Source organism: Gimesia chilikensis, assembly GCF_008329715.1.
GTDB classification, from domain to species: domain Bacteria; phylum Planctomycetota; class Planctomycetia; order Planctomycetales; family Planctomycetaceae; genus Gimesia; species Gimesia chilikensis.
Window position 1 is genome coordinate 82,491 of the sequence record NZ_VTSR01000005.1, and the last position, 25,095, is coordinate 107,585.

The 25,095-nt window shown below is 52.3% G+C and carries 20 protein-coding genes; 1 reads left to right on the forward strand and 19 read right to left on the reverse strand.

The annotated features are described in order from the left end of the window. Positions 1-15: 15 nt before the first annotated feature. From FYZ48_RS04550 to FYZ48_RS04625, 16 genes are all read right to left on the reverse strand, one after another. A complete protein-coding gene (locus FYZ48_RS04550) occupies positions 16-1,473 on the reverse strand; it encodes a type II secretion system protein (RefSeq protein ID WP_149337979.1) in 1,458 nt (485 codons plus the stop codon). Between the two features lie 58 nt (positions 1,474-1,531). Then, on the reverse strand, positions 1,532-2,773 hold the full coding sequence (locus tag FYZ48_RS04555; protein ID WP_149337981.1) for a hypothetical protein: 1,242 nt from the start codon (positions 2,771-2,773) through the stop codon (positions 1,532-1,534). A gap of 71 nt (positions 2,774-2,844) precedes the next feature. Next, on the reverse strand, positions 2,845-4,176 hold the full coding sequence (locus FYZ48_RS04560; RefSeq protein WP_149337983.1) for a pilus assembly FimT family protein: 1,332 nt from the start codon (positions 4,174-4,176) through the stop codon (positions 2,845-2,847). Further along, the gene (locus FYZ48_RS04565; RefSeq protein ID WP_149337985.1) at positions 4,176-5,237 is read right to left on the reverse strand and encodes a type II secretion system protein; all 1,062 of its coding nucleotides are present in this window, start codon (positions 5,235-5,237) and stop codon (positions 4,176-4,178) included. Before FYZ48_RS04565 ends, FYZ48_RS04560 begins: the two co-directional genes overlap by 1 nt. 42 nt (positions 5,238-5,279) lie before the next feature. Beyond that, positions 5,280-6,161, reverse strand: coding sequence for a type II secretion system protein (locus FYZ48_RS04570; RefSeq protein WP_149337987.1), 882 nt, complete (start codon positions 6,159-6,161; stop codon positions 5,280-5,282). 240 nt (positions 6,162-6,401) lie between these two features. Continuing rightward, complete coding sequence (locus FYZ48_RS04575) at positions 6,402-7,664, reverse strand: type II secretion system F family protein (protein WP_149337989.1); 1,263 nt, start codon at positions 7,662-7,664, stop codon at positions 6,402-6,404. Positions 7,665-7,727: 63 nt separating this feature from the next. Next, positions 7,728-9,434 (reverse strand): GspE/PulE family protein, encoded by a 1,707-nt coding sequence (locus FYZ48_RS04580; protein WP_145044426.1) that lies wholly within the window; start codon positions 9,432-9,434, stop codon positions 7,728-7,730. Positions 9,435-9,514: 80 nt separating this feature from the next. Beyond that, positions 9,515-10,636: a type IV pilus twitching motility protein PilT gene (locus FYZ48_RS04585; protein ID WP_145044427.1), complete on the reverse strand. Its 1,122-nt coding sequence runs from the start codon at positions 10,634-10,636 to the stop codon at positions 9,515-9,517. A 402-nt stretch (positions 10,637-11,038) separates the two neighbouring features. Then, positions 11,039-12,739, reverse strand: a complete 1,701-nt coding sequence (locus FYZ48_RS04590; RefSeq protein WP_145044428.1) for a GspE/PulE family protein — start codon at positions 12,737-12,739, stop codon at positions 11,039-11,041. A gap of 389 nt (positions 12,740-13,128) precedes the next feature. Next, positions 13,129-14,301 carry an aminotransferase class V-fold PLP-dependent enzyme gene (locus FYZ48_RS04595; protein ID WP_149337991.1) on the reverse strand — a complete coding sequence of 391 codons (1,173 nt, stop codon included), beginning with the start codon at positions 14,299-14,301 and terminating at the stop codon, positions 13,129-13,131. 33 nt (positions 14,302-14,334) lie between these two features. After that, a complete protein-coding gene (gene moaA, locus FYZ48_RS04600) occupies positions 14,335-15,336 on the reverse strand; it encodes a GTP 3',8-cyclase MoaA (protein ID WP_149337994.1) in 1,002 nt (333 codons plus the stop codon). A 103-nt stretch (positions 15,337-15,439) separates the two neighbouring features. Continuing rightward, a complete protein-coding gene (locus FYZ48_RS04605; RefSeq protein ID WP_145442901.1) occupies positions 15,440-15,871 on the reverse strand; it encodes a molybdenum cofactor biosynthesis protein MoaE in 432 nt (143 codons plus the stop codon). Between the two features lie 38 nt (positions 15,872-15,909). Further along, positions 15,910-16,164 carry a MoaD/ThiS family protein gene (locus FYZ48_RS04610; RefSeq protein WP_149337996.1) on the reverse strand — a complete coding sequence of 85 codons (255 nt, stop codon included), beginning with the start codon at positions 16,162-16,164 and terminating at the stop codon, positions 15,910-15,912. Continuing rightward, the gene (locus FYZ48_RS04615) at positions 16,161-19,139 is read right to left on the reverse strand and encodes an anaerobic glycerol-3-phosphate dehydrogenase subunit C (RefSeq protein ID WP_149337998.1); all 2,979 of its coding nucleotides are present in this window, start codon (positions 19,137-19,139) and stop codon (positions 16,161-16,163) included. Before FYZ48_RS04615 ends, FYZ48_RS04610 begins: the two co-directional genes overlap by 4 nt. A 257-nt stretch (positions 19,140-19,396) precedes the next feature. Next, positions 19,397-20,425, reverse strand: coding sequence for an alpha/beta hydrolase family protein (locus tag FYZ48_RS04620; RefSeq protein ID WP_149338000.1), 1,029 nt, complete (start codon positions 20,423-20,425; stop codon positions 19,397-19,399). Positions 20,426-20,464: 39 nt separating this feature from the next. Beyond that, the gene (locus FYZ48_RS04625) at positions 20,465-20,956 is read right to left on the reverse strand and encodes a hypothetical protein (protein ID WP_242022387.1); all 492 of its coding nucleotides are present in this window, start codon (positions 20,954-20,956) and stop codon (positions 20,465-20,467) included. Between the two features lie 107 nt (positions 20,957-21,063). Between FYZ48_RS04625 and mazG the strand changes: the two genes are divergently transcribed. Continuing rightward, positions 21,064-22,002 carry a nucleoside triphosphate pyrophosphohydrolase gene (mazG, locus tag FYZ48_RS04630; RefSeq protein WP_149338002.1) on the forward strand — a complete coding sequence of 313 codons (939 nt, stop codon included), beginning with the start codon at positions 21,064-21,066 and terminating at the stop codon, positions 22,000-22,002. A 6-nt stretch (positions 22,003-22,008) separates the two neighbouring features. Here mazG and FYZ48_RS04635 read toward each other — a convergent pair whose 3' ends face one another. From FYZ48_RS04635 to FYZ48_RS04645, 3 genes are all read right to left on the reverse strand, one after another. After that, positions 22,009-22,965 carry an ornithine cyclodeaminase family protein gene (locus FYZ48_RS04635; protein ID WP_149338005.1) on the reverse strand — a complete coding sequence of 319 codons (957 nt, stop codon included), beginning with the start codon at positions 22,963-22,965 and terminating at the stop codon, positions 22,009-22,011. Positions 22,966-23,056: 91 nt separating this feature from the next. Next, positions 23,057-24,013 (reverse strand): GNAT family N-acetyltransferase, encoded by a 957-nt coding sequence (locus tag FYZ48_RS04640; RefSeq protein WP_149338007.1) that lies wholly within the window; start codon positions 24,011-24,013, stop codon positions 23,057-23,059. Between the two features lie 101 nt (positions 24,014-24,114). Continuing rightward, positions 24,115-25,068 (reverse strand): transketolase family protein, encoded by a 954-nt coding sequence (locus FYZ48_RS04645; protein ID WP_149338010.1) that lies wholly within the window; start codon positions 25,066-25,068, stop codon positions 24,115-24,117. Positions 25,069-25,095 lie beyond the last annotated feature (27 nt).

Below are 25,095 nucleotides of genomic sequence, written 5' to 3' on the forward strand. Positions count from 1 at the left end.
ACTTTGTAACTATGATCAGTCCGCCAGCAGATTTCGCAGCGGATGAACAATGGTCATTTGACGTAATTTTTGTGATGTTTCATCGATGTATCGAATTGTGATTTGAACCGCCTTGAGTGGCTTGGGATTACCTGCTCCGTCAACTGGGCGGAACGGAGGACTCTCCTGTCCCGTTGCGTGGTCATTATCTCCATCAGCATTGTCCAGGTCATACTCAATGTGCCAGGTATCATACATGTTGGTCTGGTAAGCAGAAACTGGATTGTTATTCTGGTACGCTGGCGTAGCACTTGTTTGATAGTCTGACGCCACTGAACTGCCGATATCAACAAACCTGCCTGCAGCATCATCAAAAAGCTTGATGTCAAACGAGACAACATTAGAGAGCACCAGATCTTCAGAACGTCGGCTACCAGACTGGTACTGACTGACAACATTGGTATAACGATTAAATACCAGTGAAGAGCTGGATGGATTCATTGGATTTGATCCACCTGCGGTTGAAGGCGCCTGGGGGTAGAGAAAATCAGGATCCGATGTTTCCTGATGCGTGAAACGCCCGATAAACTGCCCAGCCCCATCGGCATCATCCACGAATTCGCGCGGCAATCCAGTAGCATGGTTAAAGCCAAAACGGTATCTGGTGCGCCCCAGTGAAAAAGTTGGCTTTTCAAGAGTCGTATTATCAAGTGAACTGATGTCATGAAAGTTCGCGTAAGCAGTTGGGGTTCCAGATCGGTATACGGAAAAATCAAAGTCGTTCCAGAAGTTACCGGAATAGAGAGAATTAGCAGGATCAAAAAACTCCTGGCCACCCGCAGTCTGAGGCTGCGAGGAGTTGGTTGTTTCCAGATCCAGTGGTTTACGAATCAACATGGTGCGTCTGTAAAGATTTCCTCCACGCATAAAGTAACATACTTCGGCGTAAGGTGAGATGGATGTGCCATCGGGACTGATTTTTGCATCATCGGTTTCTGGCTGATTGGGATGCGTAAGCATATTCCCCCCCAGCTCTGTTGCTTTACCGTAATAAGGAGTTGTATCCAAGAGTTTAGAGGTAATATTAGCGTTAACCGTGAATTGGATCAGATCGTCTGTGTCGTTGTTAGGATCATTTTCTGAAATGAGCAGATACCCCTGACGGTCCCTGTAATCGCTGAGTTTGGTTGCAAAAGGTTTTTCAGTCGGATCAAAGGGAATCAGGTTCTGAAACGTGCGTTTGTTGAGGTCAGCCTGGATCAGAGTCGTCAACATACGGGCGCGCTGATCGTTTTCTGAAATGCCGCGTTGCGCTGTGATCGAACTGGAGGCAATCTGAAAAATCTCAGCAAACAAAACCATCATCATGAGAACAAGCGCTACAGAAACGATCATTTCGACGAGCGTAAAGCCACCGCGAACCTGCCGTTGGCGATGTTGCCCTGAAGGCCGGCTGTGACTTTTCAGATTGTCTGAGGATGATTTCTTACTCATAGTTCGTTCTCAGGGCCAGAATAGTTGGCTTTTAACATTTCAATGTTAAGCGATGGTACTAATTACTCGGGTCAAGTTTGTTTCCGAGGGCATAAACTTGAATCACATCAGGACGCACCATGACACCACCGGCAGTCGTAGCATCTCCGGCAGAGTTACGGATATCCTGTATAACAGGTTGGTCCAAAGTCACGAGAGCTGCCGTCCCGGCAGAATTTTCAACAAACTTCTGGATGCGATACCAACGGGCATTTTTCACATCAAAGATATACCCCCCCTTTTTGAGAGGTGGCTTCACTTCTTCCGGTGACAGGCTCAAAGGAGCGCTGGTAACATTGGTGTTGTAATGCAACGTAAATTCATAATTGGGTATATCATCAGACCCTTTCCAGCCCAGTTCGCTTGGATCGTCAGTGTTGCCATCTCGGTTGTCATCTCTTCCAGCCACACCAGGTGCTCCATCCGCACCGTTCGAATAAGTCACAAAGTCACTGACATTGTGGATGACTTCGCTGGCGGGAGAGAAATCGCGTTTGAAGAAGACCACAACATCTACTGCAGCAACACGAGTCGGTTGGTGACGCACTGACAGTAGGCAGGTATAACGCTGCTCCTGGATTTCGACGCGGACTTTGGAAACGAGCCCATTTCCACTGCCATCGACATAGCGTAAATTCGTAGGCAAATCAGTAAATCCCTGAAATCTACGGTTTGCGATTTCAGTTGGTGAAACGGAAGCCAGGGGACGGATTTGAGCCTCATTGCCAGACTCATCGAAAATAACCAGACGTGACCAGATGCCCTGTGGAATACCTGCAACAGCATTGTCATTGATTGTCTGCATTAGTTCTGCAGAAATATCAGCGGGATCAAAAGTGACCGTGTCCAGTGTATTCGAAACAGGAATGCCTTCGTATTGAAGTTCCCAGGAATCTTGCTGCGCAAAAAAGTTCGGCCCTGTTCCTAATGCGGCGAAGCCAGCATCGAAACGCAGTACATTGCCGTAGGGGTTACCTTGTCCATCATTTCCAAAGCGTCCTTTGTATGCCGGATCATCGGCCAGCAGAGATCCAATCGGGTCTACAACATATTTTCGATTTGTATAACGATGCTCGTTACGATTTCCATCATTATCCGGGTCATGCAGTAACCTTCCCGGAAAAGCATCGAGCATGGCTTCAGCGTTGTAGCGTAAGATTGTGGCGTTGGTTAGTTGCGTGGCCTGTACACTACGCTGAACCGAGATTGGAAACAAAGTTGCCAGCGGAATCACCCCCAACCCCATAATCATGACTGACATGAGAACTTCCATTAGTGTCGCACCACCGCGGTGTGATGATGCGCATTTCCTGGTTACACAATTTAGCTTATTCATTTGGCTGCTTCCCCGGTTTCCGCATATCTAAAGACATCTGGGGGCAAATTTGTTCTTGCGTCAAAATACATGGGATATGCGCTAACACTCCCCGTTCGAGTAAAGATCGTAAGTAACGAAGGAGTAGAATTTAACTGGACTTCCCACTGAACCGATCCATCTGTGGCAAAGGTCTTACTCACATCGCGCGAATTATTTGGATTCGTATTGAGGAACACTGATGCAGAGCCACCGCTTGTTCCGGGAGCCTTACAGACATAAACTCTGTCATACGGCATATACTGATACGAACCGCGTGCGGGTAACTGCACTTTCATTCCTTCAGCGTAATCCGTATTTCTCAGCCAGGATGACTGTATATTTTCAAGAGTATCAATCACAAAGTGAATCTTTCCACTACCAGCTTCGCTACCCAAGATAGAGCCGCGAGGGGAAAAAATCAGGTCCAACTGACTGGAGTAGAGTCGAAAATCGTCACTACCAGGCCAGAGGAGTTCGCCTGCATCGTCAGCCCCCCCTGAACCATTGTCATCGACACCAGCTACACCAGGACTACCGTCTGGTCCAACAGAGACATGATTTGCATCGATCGGAGGCCTCCAACTGAGTGGGAGGAATGAACGATCTAAATCTATGCCTGTATTATTTGGCAACAAGGTCGGTTCCTCGCCCGACAGAACAGCTGGTGGCAGTTCCAGTTGATAATTGGTCGGCCCGCTACCAGGAGTGAATGCAATTACTTCATCCGGTTCAGAGGTTCCAGGATCACGATAAGCGGTGGTCAGTCGGAGGAGTTCAGTTCCACCAGATACTCCGGAACCGTTATAATCTATGACATACCAAGTACCGCTATCATTTCCAGGGATTTTGATACGCGTATTTGCTTTAATCAGACCACGGGCGGCGAGTGCGGCCCAGTCAGTACCATCACCACGTACGTAGTAAACTTCTGGTGAATCAGCAACTCCATTCGAATCAGAATCGGTCCGTTCCATACGGATCACTCCCTGCTCCCAATAGGGGCTGGGTGCAATATAGACCATACTGGTAACCGCGCTTGGATTATCAGGGTCCAGGAAGAAACGTACGCCTCGCGGTGCCTTCGCATAAATGGCCCGATCACGAGCCCCGGCCAGATAAGATTGAACCTGTCGCGAAGCGCTACGAGTCAAATCAGTTGAGAGCGCGAAATTGATGGAGGTGATCGTCATCACCACCAGAATACCCAGAATGGAAATCACAACCAGCAGTTCGACCAAGGTAAAGGCACCTCGATGCCCGCGCCCCTGCCGTGTCAGATTATCTCTATGCATAGTGTGCATCGACATTACCTTCCTCCGGCACGTTGATTGTGATTGGAAATATTATCATAAATACCTTCTACAACAGGGAGCGAAGTGGGTTGCGCCAGAATCCCGTTATTGGGGACATCTGAAGGCTCGTGTATACCCAAAATCCCATCTTCGCCAGCAGAGACAACCAATGGCATTGAGAACGTACTCATCACGGCGTACTCACAGGGCATGGCTAAAGTTGAGTCATAAAAGTAATTGGCAGAATTATTGAATATGCCAGTCATCAGCCCCCCCGTACGGGTATTTTCCGTTGCAATCCGCCCCAGTGGGTCATCAGGATCCACAGTCAAAGGGTCTGGCTCTGATGGAAGAGAGGGAACGGGGGGTAAACCGCTGAAGAGGGTCCCTGCAACTTCACGCAAAATCGGATCGTTAGAGGTTCCCTGGTAGGGGCGGAATAACCGAGTTGGCCAGCGATAAAAACGAAGCGGTCTGCCCCATCCGTCTACAATTTCCTTAAGTCCGTCTCCATCAGTGTCACGAATCTCAGACGATGTAAAAGCATCCTCGCCAACAGGAGCTATCCCCAGTCCATCATATTGAGTAAGAGTATAATAAAGGTACTCCGAACTGATACTGGCTCCATTATCGCCTGTCATGTCGTCCCCTGCAGCTGCCCCCATGAGAGCATTGACTTGCGTATTATCTCCTATAAATTGAGGGAACTGCTCCCGAAAGAGATCTTTACGAACCAGTATCTCAATTACAGGCTGTGACAGGACATTGTATTTTTTGTTATTTGTAGTACTGACAAGTTGTGATCGTTTGCCACTCGCGCGTGATTGTAGAAGTTTTTGTGTGCGTCCAGACTCAAGTGTTTTGTGAAATGCCTGGATTCGCTGAGTCAGCAGGCTATTAACTTTGACGATTGTTGCCATCGTCGCTTTTTCCCGAGCCTTATTTCCGATATTGCGTACGACGATCGCGGAAGTGGCAATCAAAAACAAGAGAATTCCAATGACCACCATCAGCTCGACCATCGTAAAGCCGCGACGTGTTACTCGAACAGATTGATGAGTGGTAAATCGACGCATTGAATAATAACCTGACTAACTGGAGTGTGCTTCAGCGAATAATTATTTGAGAGAGCCATTCGAGAAATTGGTAATGTTATCTGACTCTACGGTTCGCCCAGCAGGAAAGTTTTTATCTGGATCGTAATTCCCTCCAGTGCCAAGTTGGCCGTCCGCACCGGCAGAAATGATCTGATATGACTTGGATTTATAAGCTGGCCCTAAGGATGCAGAAGGACTCGGATCCCCCTGGTGATACACATTGGTCATGGCTATCCCTAAAGCTGGAATACTGGGTAATTCTGAAGATCGATAGCCACGACCATCATAGCTACTGAAATACATGTAAGGGATCTGCTGACCAGGAAATGCGTCCTTATATTCTGCCGCGGTATCACTATCGATATCTGTAAAACGACTATTATCGAATTCGAAATAAGGACCACGACGATTGGTCCCCCCGGTCGCGATTGCGAACGGGTTTGCTGGATTTTTCGAAAACCCATTTGGAGTCTTTCCTGTTACATCCCAGACCCCACCAAGGAAGAATACAAGACATTCACCTGCGTTAAGAGTAAAAACATCATTCACATCACCATCGTTGTTAATATCTTTATCAAGGGCGAAGTTAAACTGAGGCCACATCTTGCGAACCAAGCCTCTACTGTGTGCATCCCAAGTGGCACTTCCTGATTCATACAGCTTAATATAGCTGGGCGGGTAAATTCCAAAATCAGTTTTAAATGATGTCAGAGCAGTATCCAGATTCGCGATTTCGCTTCTCACCTGAGACTGCTGCGCCCGGAGACGGACGGCACCTACGGCGGGAATGAGGAGGCCGATCAGAATCAGGATGATCACGATCACAATCATGAGCTCGATCAGAGTAAACGCACTCCTGTTGTGCTGCGACGCCGAAGGGGCTTTTGGCGACCGTTTTTGCATTTCTAACTCCTAACTCTTTTCATTGATTCATTTTAGCATTAGAAAGCATCCCGTTGGCCTGATACAGGCGGGTTCAGCCGGGACTTTTCTACGATATATATAGGGCAAATTTTATGCCCGATTTTCACCATTCACACTAAGTTACACTTATTGTTAGACTTAACGCATAATGGCCGGCACCAGAGAGAGGCAAAAAGTTGTATGATTCTGCAACACCCCTCTCAAAATACTACGATCTAACTAGGACAAATCGTTGAGCAATTTAATCAGCGGCATGAAGAGTGCGATCACGATGAAACCCACAATGAGCCCCAGCACGATCACCATCAGAGGTTCCAGCAGACTCACCAGGGCGTCCACGAGCACGGCGACCTCTTCGTCGTACACATCCGCCACCTTGTAAAGCATGTCGTCGAGTGCACCGGTCTCTTCACCCACGTCCACCATGTTGACCACGATATCATCCACGATGCGGGCTTCCTTCAGCGGAACCGCCATGGTCTCCCCTTCGCGGATCGCGGCATAAATCGTATCGAAGGCCCGCTGGAAAACCATGTTCCCCGCCGTGTCACGGGCGATGATAATCGCCTCCAGAATGGGCACCCCGGATGAAATTAGTGTCCCCAGCGTTCGACAGGTTCGCGCGGTCACCGACTTACTGATAATCTTGCCTAGCAAGGGTATTCGCAGGGCAATCCAGTCGACAATAAACGCTCCTTTCTTGTTCTTCCTCACAATCTTGATGAAGATCCAGAGCGCAATCGGAACGGCCGGGAAAAGATAAAAGTAGTTCACCACGATATCACTCATATTCATCAGCATAAGCGTAATACCGGGCAGTTCAGTACCGAAGTCGAGGAAGATCTTTTTGAACTTCGGAATAATCCAGTACATAATGAAGCCCACGATCAAACTGGCTACCGTGATCACGGCGACCGGATAGATCATTGCCCCCTGCACCTTCTTCTTCAGACTCTGGGCCCGTTCCTTGAACTCGGCCAGACGCTGCAGAATGATTTCGAGAGCACCACCGGCCTCACCGGCTTTCACCATGTTGACGTACAGGTTATCGAAACACTTCGGCTGCTTGGCCATGGCTTCGGAGAGCGTGTTGCCCGATTCAATGTCTTCAATGACGCCATCCAGGGAGGCTTTGAGCGGCCCTGGCTTGGCCTGCGATTCCAGAATTCGCAGACTTCTCAGGATCGGCAGACCGGCGTCCTGCAGCGTGGACAGCTGACGGGTGAAGGTACAGAGCTGTTTGGGACGCACGCCGCCGATGGAGAACCCACCTTTCTTGGCGCTTGCTTTTTTGGCAGCTCCGCCCCCTTTGCCGCCTCCTCCTTTTTTCTGTTTTTTGCCGCGGCCTTTTTCAGCAATTTTGGTAACGAAAAAGCCCTTCTCTTTGATCATGGTCTGGGCATCGGCTTCGGAAGGCGCTTCGATGGTGTCTTTGACCTCGAGCCCTGTGTTATCCATGGCCTCATACTGATAAACCGGCATGGCGTTACTCCGTCATTAGTCGTCTTGAAAAAGTGTGTTTTGCATGTACCTGGTGGTACCAGATTATTCGATATCTTCCATCACGGTTTCCCGTACGACCTCATCGATCGTGGTGACTCCGTCAAAAATCAGTTTCAGCCCGGCTTCACGCAACGTGGTCATTCCCTGGCTGCGTGCCACATTTCGAATGTCGTCGACCGAAGCGTCTTCGGTAATCAGGTCGCGAATTTCGTCGGTGACGTCCATGAGTTCATAGAGACCGGTACGGCCTTTGTATCCCGAGTTATTACAGGTGGCACAACCTTTTCCGTAGTAGAAGCTGTACTGTCGCGCCTGCTCGATGGGGAGCTGCAGTTCCATGAGCAACTCATCGCTGGGCTCGAACTCGGTCCGACACTCTTTACAGATGGTTCGCACCAGTCGTTGTGCCTGAATCGCTTCAACCGTTGCGGTGATCAAGAAGGTCGGAACCCCCATATCGCGCAGTCGGGTGATCGCCGACGGCGCATCGTTGGTGTGCAACGTGCTGAATACAAGGTGACCGGTCAACGCACTCTGCACCGCGATTTCGGCGGTTTCGTAGTCACGAATCTCACCGATCAGAATCTGGTCGGGATCGTGTCGCAGAATCGCCCGCAGCACTGAAGCGAAGGTCACCTGGATATCGGGATTCACCGGGACCTGAATCAGGCCGTCGATGTCGTACTCGATCGGGTCTTCGGTTGTAATAATTTTTTCTTCGATGACGTTGAGCTCGTTCAACGCCGAGTAAAGGGTCGTGGTTTTCCCACTCCCCGTCGGGCCGGTCACCAGTACGATCCCGTTGGGGCGGTGAATCATCTCGCGGAAACGGGTGAGGGTATTGGGATCCATGCCGATTTTATTCAGGTCGAGCTGAACCACGGTCCGGTCCAGAACTCGCATAACGACCGCTTCGCCGAACAGGGTAGGCAGCACACTGACACGCAAGTCGACCGGGTTGCCGCCGACGTTCAATTCGATACGACCGTCCTGCGGCAGACGCCGTTCGGCGATGTCGAGGTCGGCCATAATTTTGATACGGGAAACAATGGCATTCGCCAGGTGGCGGGGTGGGGGAACCATTTCATACAGCACACCGTCGGCGCGAACGCGGATCTTGAATTCATCTTCAAACGGTTCCATGTGGATGTCGGAAGCTTTATCTTTGATCGCCAGCAGCATGACCATGTTGAGCAGCTTACGAATCGGAGCCGCATCGACGAGTTCATCCGTATCGGTGATGTTGTAGACGTTTTTGCCGGTCTCTTCACCCAGTTCATCCTCAATGGCACCGATGACGTCTTCGATGCTGTCCTGATGCTCGGAGTAATGCCGTTCGATAGCCGCTTCAACATCTTTCAGGTTCGAAACCGCACCGCGGACATCGTATCCCAGAAAGTTACGCAGGTCATCGAGAGCTGCCACGTTCTGAGGATCAGCCATGGCGACGGTCAACACGCCGTCCTTCAGGGAAACGGGCATGATCTTGTAAATCGAGGCCATCGTTTCCGGAACCAGTTCCAGCACCTTGGGAGGAATATTGGTTTCACTCAGTTCAACAACGGGCATACCCCACTGTTCGGCGAGTGCCTGGGTGACCTGCTCGTCAGTCACAAGGCCCATGCGGATCGCCACCTGGCCGATCACTTCCCCCGGACTCTGCTTCTGTTCTTCCAGAATATCCCATAACTGATCTTCTGAAATGTATCCCAGATCGACCATGATTTGACCAAGGCGTCGTGCTGCCATGTGTGTCTACCTCTGATTAACACCTAGTTTATTCCAGACAGAAAAGGACGACGTTACTGTGTCGCCTTTCTGTTTTGATCTCAATCCTCAAAGTCATCATCCTCGTCGTCATCATCGTCATCTTCCAGGAGGCCCTTCTTGGCCATCGCAATCTTGGCTTTCAACTCACCTGGATTATTGGAGCGAATGACAACATCTTTTTCTTCACACAACCCGTCGCGCCAGAGATTGAACAACGCATCGTCGAGCAGCTGCATCCCGAATTTACGCCCCGTCTGAATACTGGAGTTGATACGATAGGTTTTCGCTTCACGAATCAGGTTCGCGATCGCGGGCGTAACGACCAGCATTTCATAAGCGGCGACCAGCCCCTTGGGTTTTTTGGGCATCAGAGCCTGACTCAGAATCCCGATAATCGAGCTGGAAAGCTGCGTGCGGATCTGGTCCTGCTGACTGGTGGGGAACACGTCGATAATTCGGTCTACCGTTCCCTGGGCACCAGTCGTATGCAACGTTCCAAACACAACGTGCCCCGTTTCCGCAGCGGTAATCGCCGCTGAAATGGTTTCCAGGTCTCGCATTTCCCCCACGAGAATCACGTCCGGATCCTGTCGCAGGGCACGTCGCAGTGCTTCGGGGAAGGTCGGCACATCCACGCCGATCTCACGCTGGTTAATGGTCGATTTTTTATGCTGGTGATAGTACTCGATCGGATCTTCCATCGTGATGATGTGGTGATCCATCGTATCGTTCATGTGATTGATCATACTCGCGAGGCTGGTTGTCTTTCCCGACCCGGTTGGACCGGTCACCAGAAACAGACCTCGGGGACGTTCCAGCAGGTCACCGATTACCTTGGGCAACCCCAGCTGTTCGAACGTGAGGAACTCGTTGGGAATTCGACGCAGCACCATACCGATTTGGCCGCGCTGCTTGAAGACGGACACACGAAACCGCGCTTTTTCTCCAAACGCGAATCCGAAGTCGGTCCCCCCGACTTCCTGCAGTTCCTGCTGGTTTCGTTCGGGTGTGATACTCTTCATTAACGCGACAGTATCGTCCGGCTCCAGACTTTTGGTTTCCAGGCGGACCATGCGGCCCCCGACGCGTACAACAGGAGGCTGCCCGGTGGTGATGTGCAGGTCACTCACCTTTTCTTTAACGACAGTCTCCAGCAATTTATCAATCTGAACTGTTGCCATCCAAAGTACTTTCTGAAAACGCGATATTTGGATCTGGAGCGTGTTCGACGGAGATCGGAAATGCGATCAACGCTGGAAATCAAGGATCATTCTGTGACTAGAGGCAATCCTTTTCTCAGAACGATCATGAACTTCCGGCTTTCCGTGAACCACCTGATGTAACAAGTTATCCGAGAACAAAATAACGTAGATTTAGATAAGACGATTTAGAAATGTATTTATGAATTCGGGCCGCTTTTAAGTGCGAATCCGATGTAATTATCCGGTAATGTCAGGCAAAACTCAACAAAATCAGGGAATTTAGATCAATATCTTCACATGAAAAGTCAGAACGATCAGCACCTGGAACCGGGTGATTGCCCTTAAAATGCTCCTGAAACAGTGTGTCTGAACGCGACCAGATTAAGAATCCATGCCCTTAGCCAGCTTCATTGCTTCCGAGAGTGTTGTGATGCCCAGCAGGGCCTTATCAGTAGCATCCTCTGCAAGTGATTTCATCCCGTGCAGGATGGCCTGCCGCCGAATGTTCTGTGAAGCCTCACTGCGGAAAGTCATCTCACGTATAGCGGAATTCATCATCATCAGTTCAAAAACCGCCTTACGCCCCTTGAAGCCAGTGTGTGAACATGTGTTACAACCCTTGCCTCGATTGAAGATCGCTTTCTCCATCTGGCTGGAGGTGATCCCAAGGTACTCCAGCTCCCCTGGATCGGGTGTGTATTGCTCCACACATTTACCACAGACAACACGCACCAGACGCTGTGCCATGACCGCCATCACACTAGAAGCGACAAGGAACGGCTGAACACCCATATCGATCAAACGTGTAATAGAACTGGGCGCGTCGTTCGTATGTAGCGTACTGAATACCAAGTGTCCTGTCAAAGATGCTTGAATTGCCATCTCAGCAGTTTCCACATCGCGAATTTCTCCCACGAGGATCACGTTGGGGGCCTGTCGCAACATGGCACGAATAATCCGGGAGAAGTCCAGGCCGATACTGTGCTTCACCTCCACCTGATTGATACCGGGCAGATAGTATTCGACCGGGTCTTCGGCGGTAATGATCTTCCGGTCGGGTCGGTTCAGCTCACCCAGGGCACTATACAAAGTTGTAGTCTTCCCACTCCCCGTCGGACCCGTCACGAGAAAGATGCCGTTGGGGCGCCGAATGATCGTCTGGAAGCGGCGGTAGTTCTCTTCCGAGAAACCGAGGTTTCGAATCCCCACTTTAATGTTGTCCCGGTCCAGAATACGCATGACCACTGCCTGGCCATGGTTGGTAGGGAGAATACTGACACGCAGGTCGTAGTCCTTACCGGAAATGGTGGTCTTGATACGACCGTCCTGAGGACGACGTTTTTCGGCGATATCCATTTTCGCCATAATCTTGAAACGGGAGACGAGGGCGGAGAGCAGACGACGGGGAGGGCTGTCTCGCTCGATCAGCGAACCATCGATCCGGTATCGAATGCGGATCCGGTCTTCGAAGGGCTCGACATGAATATCACTGGCCCGCATATTAACCGCTTCACTGATGATCAGGTTAGCCAGACGGATAACGGGGGCACTCTCGTCCTCTTCTTCTACACTGGTGGACGTCGCCAGTTCGGTCGCGGTGATGTCGATCTGAGTTTCAGTGAACTCTTTCAGCATCGTATCGACCGACTCAGTCTCACTTTGACCGTAATGCCGGTTGATTGCGGCCTGAATCGCTTCGATAGGGGCCATCACCACATCGATATCGCGGTTAATAATGAACCGCAGCTTGTCCAGAACTTCGTATTTCATCGGGTCGTGCAGGGCGATCTGTAGTGAATCCCCCCGCATCCCCACTGGAATAACCGTGTTTTCACGGGCCATGGACTCCGGCACAAGTTCGATCACCGACTGGGGAATTTCCAGACCTTCCAGTTCAACAAACTCATAACCATACATGGATGCCTGGGCCTGGGCGATCACTTCGGCTCCCACGTAGCCCAGCTTGACCAGCGCTTCCCCAGGTGAAATCCCCATCGAACTGGCCAGACTGGAGGCTTCGTCCAGCTGCGCGGGACCAAGATATCCATCATCGACTAACTGTTGCATCCAATCATCGGCCATTCAATTTCTCCACGGATTAGAATCAGATTTCACCAGCAACGCTTTTTGTTTGTCCCATAACGCATGCAGGGAATCAAGACTCTGGTTCGATCTGGTTTGTGAAATTTCTATGAACTCAAGGCGATTCACTCGACAGAAACAGGCTCCTGTTACGACTCCAGCACCGATCAAACCCAGTTCGACTGAGCTGATTAATCTCGGTTCATCATGTTTCGTTCAGGATAAGAGTTTGCAGATAGGTCGAGCTAGAATTGCCTATTTTAATTTTGAAGTGAATGAGGAAGAGTGTCAAGCAAGTAATTGCTATACAAAAAATACTCGAAGAGTTTTCCCCGGCAGGTTTTGCGCCGAAAACGGCGCCTCTATTCACTCATCGTCATTAACGGGGATCAGACTGAAAAAGAAACAGCCAGCTCCTGCATGGCAGAGAGCGTTGTCTCAATCTGGGACAGTGTTGTAAAAGGCCCGGGACTGAAGCGAATCGTGCCCCCCCACTCTGCGGAACGAATTGAGTCATGAATGCGCGGAGCACAGTGCAGACCGGCTCGAACCTGAATCCCGAAGTTTTCATCAAGAATCGATGCCAGCACCTGTGGTTCCACCGCCTGATTGATCAGGCTGACCACCCCCACACGGTCTGCTACCTCCTGCGGTCCGGGTACTTCAAAGCCAGAGAGAGAACGAAAGCCTTCCAAAAGACACCCCGTCAACTCCTGTTCGTGCCGCCTGATATCCTCAAGGCCTCTGTCCTGCAGGTATTCCAGTGCAGCTTTTAAACCAACCAGCCCGGGAGTGTTGTGGTTGCCCGCTTCATATTTATCGGGTTGGGTCATAGGCTGAGTCTCTTCTTCGCTACTGGTTCCTGTCCCGCCCTGCTTCAGGCTTTCGACCTGCTCCGCCAGTTCGGCCCGGATATAAACCAGCCCTGTTCCCAAGGGTCCCAGTAACCCCTTATGGCCGGGACAGGCCAGAAAGTCGATCGGCTGAGCGGAAACGTTCAAAGGGAGATGCCCGACAGACTGTGCAGCGTCGACCAGAAAGAGTACTCCCGCCTCGCGAGCGATCTCCCCCACTTCATCAATGGGTTGAATGCTGCCGGTGACATTCGAAGCATGGTTCAAAATGATGAGCCGAGTATTTTTGCGGAGTGCCTGTTTAAAAGCGAGCGGATCGACAACCGACTCTGCATTCGCGGGGATATGCGTGACTTCCAGTCCCCAGCGATGTTTCAGAGTCTGTAAGGGACGGAGCACGGAATTGTGCTCAACATCGGATGTAATGACATGATCGCCAGGGCGGAGCAGACCGTGAATCACTGTGTTGAGACTATCGGTGCCATTAAACGTGAAGCTTAATTCTTCAGGTCGGCTCGCCCCCAGGACTTCGGCTGCCAGCTTGCGGCACTGATCGACATCAGATTGTACCTCGACCGATTTTCGATAGGCCCCCCGGCCGACAGGTGCACCGCAGTGGCGATTGTATTCATCGATGGCGGTGTAAACTGTATCCGGCTTGGGATAGCTGGTCGCCGCGTTATCCAGATAGATCAGCTGCTCGTTCATGAATCGTTCACCGTCAGGAAGGAACCTGCGAGATCAGCCTCCGATGGAATACATGGGACGATCGGGCTGGATGAAACGGGCGGTATTGATTTCGTGCCCCTCTTTTTTGGCAGCGATGCTCTTTTTCACGGCGTCGATGACTTCCTCATCGGGAGCATCTGTACGGAAGAGTTTGCGGATATCAGTTTCATCCAGGCTGAAAAGGCAGTTTCTTAACTTGCCGTCCGCTGTCAGGCGAAACCGGTTGCAGCTCATGCAGAAGGGGTTACTGATCGAGGCGATAAAACCAATCCGCCCGACGCCGTCTTCAAACACGAAGTCAGACGCGGGGGCACTTTTGTCCGTCTGCTCAACAGGTACCAGCGGCATGATCCCCTGCGTGAGAATGTCGCGGATCTCCTGTGCGAACAGAACCTTGTCGCGTTCCCATTTGTTGTCGGCATCAAGGGGCATGAATTCGATGAAGCGGATTTCCGCACCGGTTTCCCGGGCCAGTTGCCCAAAGGGAACAATCTCATCTTCAGTGAGATTGCGAATCGAGACAGCATTGATTTTTACGGGATCAAACCCAGCAGCATGAGCAGCACGAATCCCTTCCCGCACTTTCTCGTAATCGTCCCGTCGGGTGATCTCCTGGAATTTCTGAGCGTTTAACGCGTCCAGACTGATGTTGATTCGTTTGAGTCCCGCATCGAACAGAGCTTGCGCGTATTGAGGCAACAGAATGCCGTTGGTCGTGATCCCGATATCCTGAATACCAGGGATGTCGGCGATCATCTTGACCAATTCGGGAATGTTTTTGCGCACCAGGGGCTCTCCCCCGGTCAGGCGGATTTTATTGACTCCGAGCGGGGCCACCAGTCGCACGAAACGTACGATTTCTTCAAAAGACAAGATCTTGCTGCGGTGGACGAACTGGACATCTTCCGAAGGCATGCAGTAAAAGCAGCGGATATTACAGCGATCGGTAACGCTGATTCTCAGGTTGTTATGTGCCCGTCCGAATGAATCGATGAGCTGGTTCTGCAGTTCCATCAATGCCTCTCGCGTTTGACGTCGGTTAAACGCTGACGTGGTTATTAAAATCCAATGATTTGTTTATCTACTATTATAGCCGCGATCTGCGGTTCCACAGGGATTATTCTGCCGTGATCCCCGGATGTTCCCATTCCGTGGTCCCGTCGGCCCAGTTCTCTTTTTTCCAGATGGGAACGATTTCTTTCAGTCGATCAATCAGGAACCGCCCCGCCTCGAACGCCTCACTGCGATGAGCCGAGCTGACAGCGATCGCCACGCTGATTTCTCCCAGCGTCAGATGCCCGATGCGATGCTCAATGCCGATTAAATGCACGTCCCATTTCGCGCGGGCTTCGTCGATCAACTGCTGCATCGTTTTATAAGCCATCTCCGGGTACGCTTCGTAGTCGAGCGCGACGGTCTGCTTGCCCTGGGTCATTTCCCGGACCGTTCCCATGAACAGCACCACGGCCCCACAGGCATTCGAACGGACCTGTTCGGTCAGGGCAGTGTAGTCAATCGGTTCTTCTACAATCGCAATCGAGTCGGGCATGATGGTCCCAGTTTTAAAGGTTCTCTTACTCAGACGAGTCAACCACCGCTTACCGGCGGGAAACAGGCGATTTCCTGTTCTGCGGTGAGTGACTGCTCTTCGCCTGCATAGGCATTGTCGATGGCGATAAACAGTTGACCGCTCAAGGACTGCAGTTCGGGATACTGTTCTGCAATGGCAGACCGCAACCCGGCTACCGTCATGTTGTCAACGGCTTTGACGCTGATAGTCTCACTGCCGGCCAGTTCCCGGGCACGGGCAAATAATCGGACCTGAATGGATGAGGCTGTCATGATACGACCAGTTTTTTCTTCTGCGGCTGCAAAGACCGTTCGAGTTCTGGCATGAGCCCATAAGAAAGCGCCAGTAGTTTGATCGGATGAATGGTGGGAATCGCAGATTCCTGCTCCATTTGCATTTTACAGCTGCTGCACTCCGTCGCACCCGCGTGAACATTCGTTATTTTCATATGATCGATCAACTCCTGACCGATCTGCTTGGAAGTCTCAAAGGTTTCCCGGGCCAGGCCGTAAGTACCAGCCATCCCCGAGCAACCTTTTTCAATTGTATTCACCTGCAGCTCAGGAATCAAAGCGAGAAGCTCTTTCAGTGCAGACCGCGACGATAAAGCCTTGATATGACAGGGGGTATGATAATCCAGTTCCATCGCCAGCCGCCCGAAATCGGTCCTCAGTCGACCTGACTCACGCCGCTCCCAGAGATATTCTCCCGCTTCCAGCACCTGGCTCGCGATTACCTCGCTATCTTCGCCGGGGACCAGCATCGGATATTCCTGCTTAAGACAGATGGCCGCTGCCGGCTCGGTACAGACGATGCGATGCCCTTCGCGGGCGAATTCGCTCAGGATCTGAATGTTTTCCCTGGCCAGACTACGGGCCGCGATCAGATCTCCTGCCGACACCATCGCCATGCCAGAAGCCAGCTGCAGGGGCGGAATGTAGACCGGAATCTGGTTATGTTGCAGAATGGCCAACAGGGCATGTGCGAGTTCTGGATCATGGTAGTTGGCGTAGTAATCGACGAAAAAGATCACAAGGTCAGGATCGCTTCCCGGCCGGGGTCGTTTCGTCAGTTTGCGTGGGACCGACCGCAGAAACGATCTGCGGGAAAACAGGGGCAACTTTCGGTGCCGATGTATGCCCATCATCTTTTCCATGACCCAGCGGGCCGTCGAATTATTGATCGCCCAGTTGGCAGCCATAGAAAGAGTACTGCCCAGTGCACCGAAGGAATGGGCGCGGGAGAGAATCCAGTCTGTGTGGTCGAGTCCATTCGCAGAAACGTATGCCGCCTTGGCTTCGATGGCCATCTGCGGAATATTCACCGAGGAAGGACAGTCGAGCACGCACTGCTTGCAGTTCACGCAGGTATCCGCGAGTCGCTTGGTATCCTGGGAGGAGAGCTCATTGGGATGAATGGCTCCCGAGAGCAGACCGCGAAACAGGTTGGCCTTGGCACGGGGTGAAGCTTCTTCGACAGGTTCAATCCGAAAGACGGGACACATGCGGGAACCGTCATCCTGACGACGACAGGAACCACAGCCGTTACAGCGACTGGCCTCATTCTGCAGTTCCTGGGGAGTCCAGCCCAACTGCAGGTCGATCAGCTCGGGAAACTTTTCAGGCACGGGACGCAGGTTGCGAATCGTCACATGCGGATCATCGTTGATGATCTTGCCGGGATTGAGCAGGTTACTGGGATCGAAGATATCTTTGACTTCGCGGAAGACACGATACAGATCGCCGTACTGGGAACGGAGGAACGCCGTGCGTGCCAGGCCGTCGCCATGCTCTCCACTGATGGTTCCGTTAACGGAAAAGACCGTCTGGTAGAGGTCGCGGGCAATGCTTTCCAAGATGGGGGCATTCTGCTCGGTCAGAGCAGGCAGAAAGGGCCTCAGGTGAATCTGCCCCGAGGCGGCGTGCGCGTAAAATGTGGCGGTCACCTCGTGGCGTTGAAAGACTTTCTGCGCTTTCTGTGAGAACTCATTGAGCCGTTCCGGAGGCACCGCGATATCTTCGACAAAGGGCTGCGGTCGGGACTCGCCTGGGAGACGACTGAGCGAAGGCACTACTTTTTGAGGCAGCGACCAGAGGAAATCGACCTCGTCCGGCTGATGGGTTTCCATCGCCACCACCACGCGGGAGTTAATGTTTTTCACAGCCAGCGTTACGTTGTGCAGACGCTGCTGAACCTGGGCATCACTGAAGCCTACCTGCTCTACGAGCAGTGCCGCTTCTGCTGCGGGTGAGATCAGTGACGCGAAACGGGGATCAGCGTCCCGCGCCAGCGACAACAGGCGACGGTCAAGCAAGTCACACGCCGAGGGTTGCTCATGGGTGATGGTCTGCACGGCCTTGATCGCAGAGGAGAGATCTCCGAACAGAAGCAGCGCCACACCTCGATGAGCGGGTAACGGAGAAACGTGCAGAATCGCCGATGTGAATAGCCCGAGTGTTCCTTCGGATCCCACGAGCATCCGCGCCAGGTTGAGGTGATCCCTCGATTTAATCCCTTTGAGAAAGTAGCCGCTGCAGTTGGGAATTCCGGTACGCTGCTTCTCCTGAATGAGCTGGGCGTTATCGGTGAGCAGCTTCGACATTTTACTTAGAATTGTCCGTCGGGCCTGTTCGCCACGTACTTCAGGGGACGGTTCACTGAGTAGAGAAGTACTTGAACCGGCGACAGGCTGATTGAGAATCGACAGACTTTCGTTCCCCACATCAAAGCAGGTTCCGTCTGCCAACACGACTTCAATGCGATTGACATGATCGCGGGTCGAGCCGACGCGAATTGCGCGGGAGCCAGCAGCATCAATCGCCAGCATGCTGCCGACTGTCGTGACCTCTGTATTGGATGGATCCGGAGGGAAATAGAGGCCCAGCGGCTTGAGATAGCGATTGAGACGTGCATGAACCACGCCGGGCTGGACCAGAACCAGATTGTCATTGAGCAGTTCAAATCCGGTCATGAACCGCGAGCAGTCAATTACAATTCCGGTGCCGATCGCATCTCCAACCAGGCCCGTTCCTGCACCACGAGGAATGATGGGGATATGCATCTCAGAGGCATACCGGGCGATGGCGATCATATCCTCACGATCGCGGGGGTAGGCGACACAGAGGGGAGGCAGCTGGTAGAGGCTGGCATCGCTCGAGTAAATAGACAACGACACCGGATCGCATCGCACATCACCTGCAATCAGGCTGGAGAGATCTTCTGCGATTCGTTGCTGTTGACGGTCCAAAGTAACTGACTCTCAGGTTGAAATAATTCGCAAGCAGGTTTGAGGCTTGGGACAGTCTGTATTGTACGCGAAGGCGGGTTGGGGTTTGAATAGTCAATTGACCGAAACGATCCGACCTCGGCGAATTCGAAGACTGCTGCGCAAGAACCCGCAGAACAGGCTTATTCCGCAAGCTCTCTGCAAATCCCCCTGAAGCAGCAGATTAACCAGGCACACGCCAACAGCCCCAGTGAATCATGTACACGCCTCCCGGTCTCTCAGTCCGACCCTTTTCCAAAGCTCGAAGTATCACGAGACTGCTGCGACAGCCAGGCGCAGGCTGGTTCCGGTAACCCTTCATGCCCCCCTTCAAAAATGGTGACGCGGGCCTGCCCCGACTTGCGACGGAGATGAATATCGCGGCCGTAGGTTTCGTCAGGGGTCTCATCAGCAGACTGAGGCTTCGTGAGCTTGCCCTGGTCCCACAATTGTTGCATTTCGGCATCAGTGATCAAGGGGCTGTTATTCTTTTTCGCCAACTGGTTGTAGGCTTTCAGTGTGTGCATGAAAGGTACGGAACCGGTCTGGCCATCAGTCACACCGGCGTTGAGATCCAGCGGGACATCAGTTGCATTCGCAATCCAGTACAGAGGGGAACGGTCACGATACTGGGCATCCACCTTTTTACTGATTCCCGGTTTGGCAGTCAGCGACTTGAGAATCATCTGGGCATACCGCTGGGGTTTCCCATCTTTGACATGGAAGCGATACCAGTCTGCGAGATCACTGATGCCGACCCAGGCCGAGGCGGCAGAGAAACGATCCGGATGATGACCAACCATGAGCATTGTCATGTGTCCGCCCCCCGAAGAACCCGCCAGGTAGATTCGCGACTGATCGACATCGTAGTGTTGAATAACAAAGTCGATCGCATCGAGAATGTCCTGTCGAGCCAGTCGTGAACCACAGGCCTCCGGCTGCTGATTAACGCCCCGGAAGTTGGGATGCAGGTAAATCCATCCGCGTTGTTGTGCCTCTTTGAGCCACTTGGCGTTGTTCTGCTTATAATTGCCACTCCAGGAATGCAGGAATACAAACAATGGGGTGGGACTGGATTTCGCAGACTTCGGCGCCCAGATGAGTGACGGCTGCATACTTTGATCCAGCGTGCTTTTGACTTCGATCTGCTTGAGGACCGGATTGTCCGCCGGCTGTGCCTCAGGCGACTTTTCTGCAGCGGTCAATGTCTGACTGCCAGACAAACCCCAGGCCAGCATCAGGGCGACGGAACATAATTTTCGGAACATCAATGGGAACTCCTCAGTTAGCTGAATCAAAGGCTGCTGTTACTTGTCGTTTTCAGAATCGGTTTTTTCTTTGGCGTACTCAATTTTACCCCAGAGGTTTCCGCCTACTTTGCCGTGCTGCCAGGTCCCCGCATAACGACCATCGTAGAACATGACCCGGGAAGTGAATGCATTACCAAGACCGGGGATCGAAATATTCGTCAGTGAGATCACCGGAGTGTCGCCGGCCCAGTAGACATTCAATGGGATCGGGACATTGACATCGTTGTCACCGTACTTGATCCGTGCCGTCAAGACCCACTGGTCGCCCTGCAGTTTTTTGGCTGAGGCGATCTCATAGCGTTCCTCGCGAAGTGGATTTCCGTTTTCTCTGCCATCGACCGTAAAATGTCCCACCAGCGTGGCACCGGACATTTCTTTTTCAAATTTCTTTTCCAGTTCTGCCTGCTGAGTGGAATCGTCGGCGAACGCGGCACTCAGAGACAACATCATTACACAGACTGCCAGTGAACTTTTCTTGAGAAAACTCATGATTTATGCCTCATCGAATGGTTGTGAATTTTCAGGAACAAGCGAATTCGCTACGATACATTCATCCTACACGATCCGAGCCTTCAGGTGAATCATACGGTAGCACAATGACAGATTCTGTCCCCCCAGCCCGATCCGAGAACACCCAGGGTAGCTCTGCTCCCCTGCCGGGTACTCCTCCCGATTATAGCATTCTAACCCCCGCCTTTGAAAAGCTTTGCGACGTGATTGCCCGACTGCGATCGCCGGAAGGCTGCCCCTGGGACCGGGCACAGACGCTGGAAACGATCAAACCTTATACCCTGGAGGAGACCTACGAACTGCTGGAAGCCATCGATTCGGGTAATGATCAGCATATCATCGAGGAACTCGGGGACCTGCTGCTGCAGATTGTACTCGACTCACAGATCGCGGCGGACGAAGGTCGCTTTGATTTGACTCATGTGGTTGACCGCCTGACCCGCAAGATGATTGAACGTCATCCGCATGTGTTCGGTGATGTGAGTGCCGAAACGCCGGATGAAGTCCGCAAAAACTGGGACCAGATCAAAGACCAGGAAAAACAGCGACGCTCGATCTTTGATGGCCTGCCCGAGGCACTGCCGGCATTGGCCCGAGCATCGCGGGTCGCGGAGAAAGCGGCCAAGGTGGGTTATGATTTTCCTCACCGCGACATGTTGTTTGATAAGCTGCGGGAAGAAATCCAGGAACTGGCAGACGAACTGTTTTATGATGGACGACTGCCTGAAACACCTGCCACCGTGGAAGCGGAAGTCATTGCGGACCAGGAACTGGACGATCCGGAGTTACAGGCCCGGGTGGAAGGCGAACTGGGAGACATCCTGTTTGTGGTCGCGAACATTGCCCGTCGCTGGAAGATCAACCCGGAAGAAGCCCTGCGAAAAAGTAACCGTAAGTTTCAGGCGCGGGTCCAGAAAATCGAACAGGCCCTGGAAACGGAAGGCCGCTCAATACAGGAAGCGACTTTGCACGAGATGGAAGCCATCTACCAGGCAGTCAAGCAGCAGGAACGTGCACAGCGCTGAAACAATTTAGAACGGCAGATCGACGCCGAGCCCTTCTTCCAGTGCATATTCATAAACCTGAACGCCCATCGCAACATCTTCGGCAGCGATGCCCACCGACTTAAACAGAGTTACCTGATCGTCGGTAGCCCGACCGGTTTCGCGTTCGGCGACAATCTCTGAGAGATTGTGCATCAGCCGCCAGTCAGTGATTCCTTCGTCGACCGGCTGCATGAAGTCGCCAGCTTCGATCTTACACTGTTCGATGTCATCACAGACGATCACATCGGCCCGTTTAATCGTCGTGCGGTCAATCTCGCGGCGGCTGCGATGATTCGATCCGATGACATTCAAATGCGTCCCTTCATCCAGAACGCGTCCATCAAACAAAGGTGCTTTGGCAGTGGTGGCACAGATCACAATGTCTTTCTCGGCTGCCGTCTCGTCAGGGGTATGACAGGCACTGACTTCGACATCACAGAGTTCGGTCATTTCTTCAGCGAAGCGGCTGCAGTTTTCGTAGTTGCGCGAATAGACTTGCACGAACTCAATCTTACGGGTCATACAGATGGCCTGCAATTGAGTGCGTGCCTGCAGACCGGAACCAAACAGGCCGACGACTTTGGAATCCGGGCGAGCCATGAATTCGGTAGCGACAGCACTGGCTGCGCCGGTGCGCAGCTGGCCGAGAAAATCGGCTTCGATCAAGGCCCGCATCTCACCCGATTCCTGATCGTAGATCGCCACGTGGAAGCGGGCTGACTCTTTGGTGGTTGTGTACGCTTTCCAGCCGACGTAGTTCAGATATTCATTGGCGGCAGACATGGTATGCAGCATGACGCCTGGTGCCCGCACCCGTTGCCGAGGGGCATTCATCACGCGCCCGCTTGCGATTTCTTTGAAAACCTTGTGCGTGATGAGAATGGATTTCTCCATGTCCATCAGGGAACGGACATCGTCTTCGGAGATATAGAGAGCCGCCATCTACGGTTACCTTTCCATGGACATTTCGGAAATCAGCAGAACCAGAGTGACTGTCGAGAGTTATATAAACGACGCGGCAGTCAGTTACACGCTAACGAGAAACGCGCTGATATACAATACCAGTATCCACCTGGTAGTAGCCCACCGCTTCTGCTACGTGCCAGGCAACCGCGTTGGTTTCGGCAACATGCAGTTCGAGTTTGGTGATCAGCTCATCCTGAAGTCGACGACCGATCTCCAACAGGAGCGACTGACCGTAGCCTTTGCCCCGTTCCGATTCTTTCACGTAGACATCGGTGAGACCGATCACGCGTTCTTCCCATTTGGGAATGTAGAGATCCAGTCCCACGACGGTCGCCGAGGCCATGGCATCATAGCCGGATTTGGGCACAAGTTCGAAATGCAGCGTTTCGAGACGTCCCAGGCGTGTCAGCCACCACCAGTTGGGAGCCTGGTAATCATCGGAGATTTCCAGCTGCATTTTGCGGCGGAGGTTCACGAGGTGAAATTTAATCGGCGGTTTCTGACCGAGCAGATCACGCTGATAGATGCGTGTAGAACCGATGGCTTCGAAACCGAGGCTTTCAAAAAAGGGAGCCGCCAGGGGATCGGAGAGCAGAAACCCAGAGGGGCGTGTCCCGCCATACAGGCCAACGAGGTAAGGTGAGAGCAGTCCGGAGGGTCCGGCGGTGATTTGCGTGGCACCTTTTGTGAGCAGGTATTCTTCTGCCCGGCGGACCAGTTCGCGACCAATGCCTCGACGTCGGAATTCGGGATGTACGATGACGGCACAGATGACGCCTTCAGAGAAACTGAGGGCCGAAAGTTCCTGATTAGGACCGAAGCCAGCCAGCACGAAACCAACGATCGCACCATCTTCCACGGCAACGATCAACCCTTCCGGGTCAAAGTAGGGCTGAGAAAAGATGAGAACTTCGAATGCGTCGTTCGTGAGACATTCTGCGGCACCTCTCCCTAATCCTGCAGAATGCCAGAGTTTCAGCAGCTGCGGCGGGTCAGTGTTGTGGAAGGCGCGAAACTCAGTCACAAAGTTCTCTCACAGAATGTGAATGGGTCGTATGAATCAATTTATCAGCAACAATTATAGACAAAGCCCCCCTGAAAAATCAGGGGGGCTTGCCATTCTGCTTATTTCACTTTTTTGACAGCTTCAACGATCGCATCAGCAGTCAGACCGTATTTGTCGAGCAGTCCCTGAGGATCGCCACTTTCAGCGAAGCAGTCGCCGACGTTGACGAATGCCATGGGGACCGGATCGATCTGGGAAACAGCCATGGCGACAGCAGATCCCAGTCCGCCGTGTGCCAGGTGTTCTTCAGCGACCACAATCCGACCTGTTTCACGGGCCGCTTTGGCAATCGCGTCTGTGTCCAGTGGCTTGATGGTGTGCATGTCGATGACGCGAGCACTGACACCTTCTTCAGCCAGCTTGGTAGCAGCGTCCATCGCACCGGCGACCATCAGGCCGTTAGCGATGATAGTGACATCGTCACCTTCACGAACGGTATTGGCTTTACCGATTTCAAAGCTGTCACCATCTTTGTAGATTTCAGAAACGTTGGGACGTCCCAGACGCAGGTAGACAGGACCTTCGTGCTCCAGCATGGCTTTAGTTGCTGCTTTGGTGGAGAAGGCATCAGCGGTTACCATCACAACAACGCCGGGCAGGCTGCAGGCCAGGGAGACGTCTTCGATACCCATCTGTGAAGGACCGTCTTCACCGATCGAGATCCCGGCGTGAGTACCAACCATTTTGACGTTCATGCCTGGGAACGCGATCGACATTCTGATCTGGTCGTAAGCGTTGCACATCAGGAATGCGGCAAAGCTGGCGACGACAGGGATATGACCGGTTGAGGCCAGACCACCGGCCACGCTGACCATGTTGCTTTCTGCGATCCCGACGTTGAAGGCACGTTCGGGGTATGCCTTGGCGAAGACTTCGGTACGAGTCGAGTTTCCTACGTCACCGTCAACGGTAACGACAGTCGAAAACTGGTCACCCAGATCTTTCAATGCATCGCCAAACGCATCGCGGGTGGCCTGTCCGATTTTCAATCCGCTAAGTTCACCTAAATACATAATGCTTTATCTCTTTTGTCTGTGTTT